Raw genomic sequence first — 11,090 nt, 5'->3', positions numbered from 1 at the left:
TTTGGAAGAAGAAGTTTGGCTTAACCCGGAAAAAGCTATGCCTATTCTGGCTGAGCAAAAAACGCAAACGTAACTATCTTATTTTCATTAAATCGCGACAACTATCTTGACAAATACCGAATCTTGCAAGATACGTCTTAATTTTCCCTTCATCCTGCTTAGTCTTTTCTTGAGTGCTTCCGGTTTACAGCCCATGATTTCACTCAATTCCGAATATGTTCGTTCCTCAAAAATATACAAGATGAGCAACGATCGATCTTCCGGGGACAGCAATGTGAGTGCAGTCGCTAATTGTGGACTGAAAAGTCTCTTATCCATCGCTTGCTCCGGACTCTCCACCACGACTTCAGGCTTAAATAATCGGTGCAACAGACGAAGCTGATATTTCCGTTTGCGCAACAGGTTTAGACAATGTCGATATGCAATTTTAAATAACCATGATGAGAAGCTTGCTGTATGTTGATATTGCCCGATGGATTCGAACGCTTTGATGAAAATATCTTGAGCAGCATCCTCAGCGTCCTGCCGGTTTCCCAATAAACGCAAGCAGTAGCGATAGATCGATTGCTGATAAGTCTGAACGACAGCTGCATACTCGCTTGAACAGCCATTCTGCACATTAAAAATCATTTGTTCTATGGTGTGGTCTCTCGCTGGGATCCCCTCCCTTCATGAATTCAGATCATTACTTATATAACACACGAACATGGTTAAAAGGGACATAAACCGATATTCTACCCGTTAATTCAGAAAAGGCTGCCGTTGCCGGCAGCCTTTTCTGAATGTTTATTAAATGCTATCGTTCTCGTTAGTTCAAAAGGAAAAGCTATAAAACGTGTAAACTAATAAAACAAGATAGAACATTTCCTGATTTAAATTACTCTATTCTGACTCTCCGGACCTCTTCGCACCAAAATGAATTCTAACAACCGTGTCCAGCTTCACTTTACCGTCTTGAATCAGAAACATAAAGATCCCATTTTGCTCCCTCGGATGCAAACCTGACTTTGCTAAAGTCCCATCCATTTAAGTTTCCACAGCGATCGTAAAAGTTCTTGTACACTAATTCGTTCATTCTCAATCCTCCAATGAGATAATAAAAAGCCAAAGGGTGTCCCTTGGCTTTAACGTAAAGATGTTAGCCGACACCGTTCAAAGTTTAGTTTTCATTTGATCAAAAGGGTAGAGAAGCCCCTTGATGGCTGGTACGCGTTTTTCCCAGCCCGAAAACTAAATACCTCGAACGATACGGAATGACATCCGCTTCACCTCATTCTGAAAGATATTCAAATTATAAGTCTAAAGTAAATGACAATCAATGTTTATTAGATAATGCCAGTTATTTGAAAACATTTCCGATGATGCCGGCAGCCTGTTGTCATTGTGCTATCGTCCCCGTTAGTTCAATGAATTTCCTTATTTTTCAGCTACTACAAAAACGTAATCTCCTAAATCACTACTGTATCTGTCAAGGAGTTCTTGTATTCTCCCGTTTTCATTATCGGATTTCAGTCTCCTACAACCAGCCTGTATTTCATCTAAAGTTCCCAAGTTAGCGAAACTAGAAATGCCCGCACGAACATTTGGATTTAGATAAATGCTTGGTTCGTATTTACCGCTATAAAGAAAAAAGTCCTTCAAGTTTGGCTGAATTAAGAATGTTTCAAGTCCCACAATCTTAAACCCGACGCTTCTTAAATTATCGACTACTTGCTTAACTTTTGGCATCTGATTGCACGAATGCGCCATCATTTTAGGAAAGTATTCTTTTAACCAATAGCCCGCCATTTGCTCGGGAGAAGAAGTAAAAATTACGAACCTTCCCTTCCCAATAACCCTGTACACTTGCTGGAATGCTTTATATAAATTTTCAAAATGGTGTATAGCTAAAATGCATGTCGCCCCTGAGAATTCTTCTTCTTGGTACGGTAAATTATTTACATCCGCTTTATCCCAAATCACATGATTTGATTTTTCACGTGCGTTTTTTAGCATTTCCTCTGAAATGTCTGTACCCGTCATTTTCAAACACAGTTGAGATAAGGCAATGGTATAATTGCCAGTCCCACAAGCTACATCAAGAACTCGTGAATTATCAAAAACCTGGAGATGGTTTATTAATCGTTGGGTTATTTGCGGATCTGCTTTACGGGACGTATCGTACTCCATCCCAATAATGTCGTATAACTCCATAAGAATATACACCTTCTCCCTTTGATTATTGGTACCATATCCAATTTATCACAAATTGGGACATTACAGAGTTTTCTTACACTTAACTGCCGGTTATTTCAATGAAACAGCAGAGGTTCCCGGCAAAACCTGGCGAGCAAAGAACGACTGACGAGCAAAGTGACGTAAACACCACGATATTCGGTTACAGCCGACATATATGTAAAGCTCATAGCAGTCCCCTGTTTTATCGGTAGTACCACGGAATTCCGCAGGGTCCGTTGGGATATGCAAATCCGAACCGTCAATGGCAATTAATCGATACCCTCGGTAGTCCTTGATGAGGTCCATTATGAAACTATGTGGAAAATTAGCAAGAATCTTGGTTGGAATGGCTCGCAGCGGCGAAGCCTATAACCCTCCAAATAAATTTAAATTGGAAAGCGAGATTCGGACGAAGTATCAGATTACAATTCCTGAAGAAATACGCGTGAAAGCTAAACTATCAGTTGGTGATAAACTGTTATGGCAGTATGATGAGGTTCGCGATGAGATCATTGTTATGCCAAAACCAAAATCATTCTCCGACAAACTTTGGGGACTTGGGAAAGAATTGTGGTCAGATGAACCTAGTGATGATTATGTTCGGAAGGAGAGGGAAAATTGGTGAACCCCTCCTCCCCCTTTGCTTATAAGAAAATAGCGTTGGACACGAACATTTTTATTTATGTGTTTGAGCAGCATCCTGAATTTGGTGAGAAAGCAAAGTGGCTGCTCGAACAAATTGAAGAAGGGAGCTACTCAGCCGTTGCTTCGACCATTTCATTGACCGAGATCCTTGTGAAACCGATTCGGGATGGGAACCTGGCTCTAGAGAAGCAGTACAAACTGCTTTTCGCACATTTCCCTAATCTTTCGGTTGTACCTGTTGTTAATGCGGTTGCCGAACGGGCTGCCTTTCTACGAGGAAAATACGGAATGAAAACACCGGATGCGCTTGTGATCGCATCCGCCATCATTGCACAAGCGGATGTTTTTGTTACGAATGATTCTCGCCTGGTACATGTAGAGGAAATACCTTGTAAAAGTTTGGAACAATTATAATTACAAAACAAAGGCCTGCAGCTTTAGCAGAATCAGCCGATCTTTCAATTATCCTTTTCAGTACATCTTATGTGTTTGAAAAAAACAGCCCTTCTAAGAACTCCACGCCATAAAATGGTCCCTCAACCATTACCATTAACTCATCAAGCAATTGTGCAGTTAGTCTCGTTTCATTATTAACATTGGTGTATTATATTGTACTCTTCAGCATGAATCGGGTAATTAGTTCCCTGTTTATAGGTTGTTCTCGGATATAATGCGGTTTTCACAAAACATTATTAACGAGATTCTGTAATTCTCGATTTAATAATGTAAGACCCTCTTCCACTTTTATTAAACCGGGTCTGATCAATTAGCAGAAACAAGGTTTCAGCTTTTTTACATTTTCAACGTAGACACCAGTGCCACTTTCATTCAGATAACTTCTGATCCATTTGTCCGGTTTTGAGTTAAATACTTTAATAACCAATATCAGACAGACTAAGCCCGTCAATCGTAGACGCCGGCATCGATACGCATGTAATGGGCAGCGATCATTGTCCGGTGGTACTGGAGATTGACGGGCTGTAGGCTGTTGTTGGTATTACAGGGCTGTCAACTCTCCCTGCTCTTGGTGATGCTCTGCGATCATGCGGTTGACCTGCTCCCGTTTATTCAGCAGCCAAGCTGCTTCCCTCGGATACACATCGAATGTTATGGGCTGCTCGAGACCATCCTCCAACAGTTCAAGGACAGCTTCCCTGCCAATTCGGGTCTCTAGCAATTGTAATGCGCGTAAGTCTTGAAGGGCATCATAGAATACTTCCATCCTCAGCGATTCGATAGGTCCATCAGCCCCCGGATAGACGAGGAAGGCATCGCCGGATGGGAAGCTTCCGCCGCAATCCGTAACACGGAACGGATCAATCGCTTTAATCGAGTATTGACTGTACCAGAAGTTATAGCCCCATTGCAGGAAGCCTGTAATTTGAAACTTGTACAGCTGAATGCCAATAATCCGATTACGTGCGGACGGGAAGGTGAAGAAGCGATTCGCCACTCCCTTGTACTGCATGCAGCAATAGTACGTCCATAAGCCAGGCACATTATGCTCAAGGAACGGCTCAATATGATTCGTTGCAGGAATCGGCGTCGGCACGAGCCCTTGTTCATAGAAGGAGTAGTCCGACAGCGCTTCGATTCTTGAGAAGCCTTGCAGATGTTGATCAATTAGCTGACTTGCTTTGCGAAAAGGCTCCATATTTTTCATGAATGGTTCGTCAGAAATATGGAAATAGCACTTCTCCTTCAAACCGTTCTCTTCAATAAATTGGACAAGCTCCGGCAGAAATTGCGCTAGGAAGCTTCCATATTCATCTCCTGCAGCATCGGTCTCCCAGCCAAATATTTTCTCGGTTTGGCCGTTGACGGCAGCTGTGATCTTAGGAGAGTGCTCGGCGCCCCATTGTGTAAATAGATGGCTGAACTCAATATATTCGATGCCGTTCTGAAGAGCCATCTCTACCCAGCGCTTCAGCTTATCAAAGCCGAACTGATACGTATCTCCTATTCGCTCTACATCAACGAGCTGGACCGTCGGACGCTCGCCGCCGATCTTCGTATCAAGCGGAGGCGTGAATAATGGCGTAAGCAGCATGTTAATGCCATGATCGACTGCCGTCGTCACGAATTGCTCCACCCGGCGCCAATGCTCCTCGCTCCACACCTCTACGCCGTACGCCGTAGCAATACAATCCGTATGGAACCACTGCGTATGGACCAGCTGCTGCTTAGGCAGAGAGGCAGGCAGAACCTCGAGCTCGAGCTGCTCTTCTCCCAGTATCTCTCCGCCCTCCGTCTCTAGCACAATGTCAATGGAATAGCGGCCAGGCTGTCTCTTTGGATTCGCTTCCACAGTAACCCATAGAGAGCGCCATTGATTAGGCAAGCAAATGATGTCTTCTATGTGCAAAGGATACAAAGGGTCAGGATACAACCCCGGTGCAGTGCGCAGCACATGCTCATCATGATCGGCATATATCGGAAAATCTGAAGGTACTAACCCGACCGTACGGATCATTACTGCAGCGCCAAGCTCAGAAATGGCCCGCGCCTTAACATTCTTCAGCATATCGTGCGCTTGATAGGCAACCTGGAATGAGAACGTCTCGTTGAGAAGCACGGTTGCTTGGGTGTATGGAATCGCCTGCAAGGGCTCATCCGCGAACACCTTCTCCAGTGAATGGATACATCTCGTTTCGAATAATTGGTTTGAATTAGACAACTCCAATCTCTCCTTCGCTACGCTGCATGCTATTTGATGTTAGTTGGCCATGCGAATTCGATGCCCAATTTTTTCTTCGCTTCTTGGAATTTCGAATTGTAGACCTCATATAGACGTGTATAACCCAGTTTTTCTTCCTGCGCAATCATTTCATTAAACAGCTTTTCAACTTCCACTTCTGACTTTGCCAAGATCATAGCGGCTCTCATTTGAGTGCGATAGTCGTTTATTTTCGTTTCAATACCAGCCTCTGCCGTTCCTCCGTCAACAGCAACGCCTTCGAACGGCAGTGAGTAATATGAATATTGCGAGAATTTCGCTTCAGTCGCATTTTCTAATTGCTCATGAGTGGTTTGCGGCTCTGGATAGGTGCGCTGAATCGGCGTCCAAGTGACTAGCCATTCTGGCCCACTATACTTCTTCTTCGCTGCATTGAAGTCTTTCGCAAAGTCTTGATTGCGCTGCTCTGTAAATTTTACCTTGCCGTTTCCGTCGTATTCCCATGCCTCGCTTCTGGGTCCCCACCAAGCGTTAAGGCTCATTTCATCCTCAGACAGATATTTCAGCAATTTCACGATCCGCTCTGGATGTTTAGTACTTTTGCCTACCATGGTCAGCGTCCAGCCCGAAACCGCACTTGGGTCGAGATAGAATGGCTGATCGGAGTCGCCCTTGATTGGACCTACCGGCGCGAAGGTTGCGTTCGAATCGTTGCTGAACAGCCCCGCCCATTTAATTACCCAGTTCGTATACGCGAATACGGCACCTGCATTGACCTTTTCCTCAATTTGGTTTTTGTTGAGCGTCTGGCTATCCTGCGGCATTAAGCCTTCGCGGTACAGCTGATTCAAGAACTTATAGGCTTCCAGCGCTTGCGGCTCTCTAGTCGTATCCACATAGTTTCCTTGCGCGTCCTCACGCTTTGCTCCGAACATCTGAATGAGCTGATAAGAATCAAAATAGCTCGGAATGACCTTGAAGCCGTTATACTCGATATTGGCATCCCTTACTTTTCTAAGTGCCTCAAGCGTTCCCTCTTTCGTATTGAAGGCTTCCTCCTTAATGCCAAGCTGATCCATAATGTCCTGTCTCGCTCGAAGCGTAACGTGAGTCGGGATGAAGTCACCCTCCTGCATTTTCTCTGGAGCTTTGAAGTAGTTCGGAAGGCCATAGAAGTGTCCGTCTTCATTTCGGTACCAATCCTGGATCGATTGAGGCAGCTCGAACGTAGGATCATGCTTGGCAATCAGCTCGTCAAGCGGAAGCACAAGGCCGGATCTCTCAAGCAGCTTCCTTTGAGGAATAGCCTTATCCACCGTTACAATATCCGGAATATCTCCTGAAGCAATCAGCGCCGATAGCTTCTCGGCATTCCCTGATACGAAATTAATCGTAATGCCCGTTTGTTCCGTTACGAGCTTGTCGAATAATACATTTTGTGTATCCCATTCATGGGAATACCATTGCTGATCCACAAACCAAGTTAACGTAATTGGAGATTTGTCATCCCCTGCTTGAGTTTTGGTGCCCTCCGCTCCTGCAGAGCCTGAGCTATTTTGCGAGGTGTTTGGCGCCGCATTTTGCGTACATGCAGAAAGAAATAGTGCCAGCATTGTAATTAGCAAAGTTATTTTGTACCGATTATTCCGTTTCATGTTCGAAGCCTCCCCTTTATATTTGTAATGCAATATTGTTAATTTGCTGCACGCGAGGTACAGCAACGCTTAACCTTTAATAGAGCCTACTAGTACACCCTTAACAAAATATTTCTGCAGAAACGGATAGACAACCAATATCGGCGCCGCAGTTGCAACCATCATCGCCAGCTTTAACGTTTCCGGACTGATCTTGGTCGCATGCTCAGGAATATGGCTTACCGCTTGATCACTTACGCCGCTGGCGAAGCCTGGCTCCGTTACGATTCTCATTAGAAACAGCTGTACCGTTTGCAGATTGTTAGAGGTCGTATACATCATTGCATCGAAGTAAGAATTCCAGTGATAGACGGCTGTGAACAAGGCTATCGCAGCAAGCAGCGGTTTAGACAGCGGCAGGATGAACCGAAAGAAAATCCGGTATTCGCCTGCTCCGTCCATTTTGGCTGATTCAATGATCGCATTCGGGATGGCTCGGAAGGATGCAATCATAACGACCGCGTCCCAGACGCTGAACAAGGAAGGAATAATATAGACTAGAAAATTATTTAACAGCCCCAGCTCCTTGTAAAGCAAGTAAGTTGGAATAAGACCGCCGCCGAAAAACATCGTAATCATGACAAAAACAGTATAAATGCCGCGCCCCTTCAAGCCCTCTCTCGAAATCCCATACGCGAACAATGCAACGAATAACACATGCGTGATTGTACCAATCAACGTTCTGGCAATTGTCGTGATGTATGCTTGATAGATCGTCGAGTCGGAGAATACAGCGACATAGTTATCCAAGCTGAATTTCCTTGGCCACAAATGTACGCCACCTCTCATGTAATCCAGCCCTTCATTTAATGAACCAATAATCGAAAACCAGAATGGGGCAAGCGTAACGACAATAACGGCAAGCATAAGCAGCGTATTAAAAATATGGAATAGTCTATCACGCATCATGTGTCTGGACATGCTGTAATCCTCCTATCTTAGACTTTAGAATAAGCCTTTGTTTGTTACTTTTTTGGATAAATAGTTAGCTCCCAGGAGAAGCAGAACAGCGACAATTGATTTAGCAAGGCCAACCGCAGTCGAATAGGAATATCGCATATTGCGAAGACCTAATTTATACACATAGGTATCGATCGTTTCACTCGTTTCTAGGTTTAACGCATTTTGCAGAACAAGGACTTGCTCAGCACCAGTATTGAGCAGCGCGGCAACTGCAAAGATAAACATAATAACGATGGTGCCCATAATACTTGGCACTGTAATATGCCGCATTTTCTGAAATCGGGTCGCTCCGTCAATCGTAGCCGCCTCATACATATCCTGATCGACACCAGCGATAGCAGAAAAGTATAATATCGCTCCCCAGCCCATCCCCTTCAAAATCTCACCGACTATATAAATACCCCAAAAGTAATTCGGCTCCCCCATGAAATTAAGCGGTTCATCCAGTATTCCGACACTTACAAGCACTTCGTTCACGATACCGTTCGTCGGTGACAATACGTTCATAATCAATGCCCCGAATACAACGACTGAGATGAAGTGAGGAAGATACGAAATCGTTTGCACCCATTTCTTAAACCACATGTTGGTAATCTCGTTAAGCATCAGTGCGAATAGGATCGGAATCGGAAAGCCTATTATTAAACCGAGCAGATTGATCGCAATTGTATTACGCAGCACCTTAAAGAAATTGGTGTCAATAAAAAACTCTTTGAAATGCTCAAGTCCCACCCAGGGAGATTCATAGATACCAAGAAAAATATCGTATTCCTTAAACGCAATTAACAATCCGTACATCGGCACATAGGCAAACAGTAACAGAAAAAGAAGACCTGGCCAAACCATGCTTTGAATTTCAAGCTGTGCCTTTAATTTATCCCATCGGAGGGGCTTCTTGGGACTTTCCGAGCGGAGAGGCTTCTTGACATTCTCCCAGCGGACGTATTTTTTCTCAGTTGACTGAACGTTCTGCATCTGTCTATCCTCCATCCCTTTTGATGTAAGCGCTTTATTATCTTTAGTTATACCTTAATTTTACTACTTAAAAAATAGCTTTGTTTTGCTTTTGATACCATTATTTTGGTTGTGTGCAGTTGATAGATTTTAAATATGGTATACTTAACGACATAAACGACTGCCGACTATTGGTGAATAGGAGAATAAAACTGCCTATGCGAAGCAAAATTTTTAACAGCAGTATAAAGACAAAAATGACCTTGGCATTCATCATACTTATCGTGATCCCCTTCTCCGTCTTGTGCACGTTCAGCTATTACCAAACACAAAAAAACGTCCGAGACCAATTGCAGAGCAGCTCTCGGATTGTGCTCGATCAAATAAAATTCAATATGAAGAACAATATCGATATTGTGGAAAGTGTGAGCAACAATATAACATACAATGCAATGCTTCCGAGCTTCCTGCAAGCGCCCTTCGATTTGGAAGCGGATTCAATGGAAACGTATCGGAAGGATATCGTACCGCTTATTAATTACGCACAGCTCTACCACAAGGTTCAAATCCAGGGCATCCAAGTTTTTATAAGAAATTACAGTATTCCTGAAGGCTACGGCATATTTTATCACGATCGCATGATAGCAGATGAAGCATGGTATCAGGCGTTTTTGCAATCAGAGAAGAAATCCATGTGGCATCACCACGATATGACCTATTCCTATTTGCAAAAAATTTATTCCATTAGCGGCGAGTATTTAGGAATGACCAGCGTTAATTTGCTGCAGAAGGAGCTGTTCCAGCCCATTGCGAACATGTCGCATGGAACGAATGACTTATTTATACTCGACCAGCATCAGAAGTTTTTGTTTCATAAAAGTGAGAAGTCAGATACAGAAATGCAAGCTTATTTAGAAAATCGCAGCACCGACAAAGCATCAGTAAGACAGGGCAACTCCCTGTTTCTTACCGAGCCGTTTCCTGAGCTGGGCTTATTCATTGGCATGAACGCTCCGGTCCCGATGACGTTCGGATCTATTGAAATGCTTACGACTATATCCTATATTGCCGTGCTGCTCCTTCTAATTGCCTGTTTTTATTTTGTGCTCAAGCGCGGGATGTCCAAAATTTACAAAAGCATCCGGTTCATGGACCAAGCGATACAGAATGGCTTCCAAACAAGCATACCGGTTGACCGAAATGATGAATTCGGCGTGATCGCCGAAAAATTCAATACACTTCTAGGAAAAATCAGCACCCTTATGAAGGATATGATCAAAAAAGAACTGATGCACAAGGATGCGCAGCTAAGAGCACTGCAGTATCAAATCAATCCGCATTTTATTTACAATACCATTGACATCTTCAGCGCCAAGATGGAGCTTGCCGGTCTGTATGAGGAGTCAGAGGCATGCGCCGACTTTGGACAAATGCTCCGCTATAATGCGGCAGGTGTCTCTATGTCAGTCACAATTAAATCCGAAATCGAATATTTGAACAACTATATCAATCTCCAGATGCTAAAGTATAGTGACCACATTCAAATGTCATACGATGTGCCGGAGCATTTGCTTCATTATAAAATCGTAAAATTCATCCTGCAGCCCATCGTCGAAAACAGCATCAAGCACGGTTTTATCGCAGATCAATCTCTCCTGATTGAAACTCGAATCGTAGAGGATGAACAGAAGCGGATCAAAATCATCATTGCAGATAACGGCGCCGGCATCGCAAGCGATCGCTTGAAGGAGCTGAACGACCGCTTTCAAAGTGATGACCATACCTTCAACAGGAAGTCTGACAGCGATGGCATCGGCTTGGTGAATATTAATGAAAGAATGAAGCTTTTCTACGGGGATCAATATTATATTCAGATGGAAAGCTCCTTAGGGAAAGGCACAACAACTCTATTAACCGTTCCATATCAAACGGGGGAATGA

The 11,090-nt window shown here is 43.7% G+C and carries 9 protein-coding genes; 3 read left to right on the top strand and 6 right to left on the bottom strand.

Annotated elements, in window-relative coordinates; translation table 11 throughout:
* Positions 1-87 precede the first annotated feature (87 nt).
* On the bottom strand, positions 88-630 hold the full coding sequence (locus RCO25_RS31840; RefSeq protein WP_309000090.1) for an RNA polymerase sigma factor: 543 nt from the start codon (positions 628-630) through the stop codon (positions 88-90).
* A 786-nt stretch (positions 631-1,416) separates the two neighbouring features.
* Positions 1,417-2,193, bottom strand: a complete 777-nt coding sequence (locus RCO25_RS31835; protein ID WP_309000089.1) for a class I SAM-dependent methyltransferase — start codon at positions 2,191-2,193, stop codon at positions 1,417-1,419.
* A gap of 415 nt (positions 2,194-2,608) precedes the next feature.
* Between RCO25_RS31835 and RCO25_RS31830 the strand changes: the two genes are divergently transcribed.
* Together RCO25_RS31830 and RCO25_RS31825 are read left to right on the top strand one after the other, a co-directional pair.
* Positions 2,609-2,842, top strand: a complete 234-nt coding sequence (locus RCO25_RS31830; protein WP_483874735.1) for an AbrB/MazE/SpoVT family DNA-binding domain-containing protein — start codon at positions 2,609-2,611, stop codon at positions 2,840-2,842.
* Entirely contained in the window at positions 2,839-3,276 is a 438-nt protein-coding gene (locus RCO25_RS31825) for a type II toxin-antitoxin system VapC family toxin (protein WP_309000091.1), read from the top strand. Before RCO25_RS31830 ends, RCO25_RS31825 begins: the two co-directional genes overlap by 4 nt.
* A 583-nt stretch (positions 3,277-3,859) precedes the next feature.
* Here the strand turns inward: RCO25_RS31825 and RCO25_RS31820 are convergent.
* The 4 genes from RCO25_RS31820 to RCO25_RS31805 form a co-directional block, all read right to left on the bottom strand.
* Entirely contained in the window at positions 3,860-5,539 is a 1,680-nt protein-coding gene (locus tag RCO25_RS31820) for a DUF4091 domain-containing protein (protein ID WP_374992205.1), read from the bottom strand.
* 29 nt (positions 5,540-5,568) lie between these two features.
* Positions 5,569-7,194: a type 2 periplasmic-binding domain-containing protein gene (locus tag RCO25_RS31815; protein WP_309000086.1), complete on the bottom strand. Its 1,626-nt coding sequence runs from the start codon at positions 7,192-7,194 to the stop codon at positions 5,569-5,571.
* Between the two features lie 69 nt (positions 7,195-7,263).
* Complete coding sequence (locus RCO25_RS31810; protein ID WP_309000085.1) at positions 7,264-8,154, bottom strand: carbohydrate ABC transporter permease; 891 nt, start codon at positions 8,152-8,154, stop codon at positions 7,264-7,266.
* 24 nt (positions 8,155-8,178) lie between these two features.
* Positions 8,179-9,171 (bottom strand): ABC transporter permease, encoded by a 993-nt coding sequence (locus RCO25_RS31805; protein WP_309000084.1) that lies wholly within the window; start codon positions 9,169-9,171, stop codon positions 8,179-8,181.
* Between the two features lie 197 nt (positions 9,172-9,368).
* Here RCO25_RS31805 and RCO25_RS31800 point away from each other — a divergent pair, with 197 nt between their 5' ends.
* Positions 9,369-11,090, top strand: a complete 1,722-nt coding sequence (locus RCO25_RS31800) for a cache domain-containing sensor histidine kinase (RefSeq protein WP_309000083.1) — start codon at positions 9,369-9,371, stop codon at positions 11,088-11,090.

The sequence above is a fragment of the Paenibacillus sp. LHD-38 genome, assembly GCF_031157315.1.
Lineage (GTDB): Bacteria > Bacillota > Bacilli > Paenibacillales > Paenibacillaceae > Pristimantibacillus.
Note: the sequence above shows the minus strand (reverse complement) of the source record. Positions and strands in the feature narration are given on the sequence as shown.

Excerpts from the sequence above, each read along its gene's own strand:
- RCO25_RS31840 (WP_309000090.1), bottom strand. The coding sequence starts at position 630 with ATGATTTTTAATGTGCAGAATGGCTGTTCAAGCGAGTATGCAGCTGTC.
- RCO25_RS31835 (WP_309000089.1), bottom strand. The coding sequence starts at position 2,193 with ATGGAGTTATACGACATTATTGGGATGGAGTACGATACGTCCCGTAAA.
- RCO25_RS31815 (WP_309000086.1), bottom strand. The coding sequence starts at position 7,194 with ATGAAACGGAATAATCGGTACAAAATAACTTTGCTAATTACAATGCTG.
- RCO25_RS31810 (WP_309000085.1), bottom strand. The coding sequence starts at position 8,154 with ATGTCCAGACACATGATGCGTGATAGACTATTCCATATTTTTAATACG.
- RCO25_RS31805 (WP_309000084.1), bottom strand. The coding sequence starts at position 9,171 with ATGCAGAACGTTCAGTCAACTGAGAAAAAATACGTCCGCTGGGAGAAT.
- RCO25_RS31800 (WP_309000083.1), top strand. The coding sequence starts at position 9,369 with ATGCGAAGCAAAATTTTTAACAGCAGTATAAAGACAAAAATGACCTTG.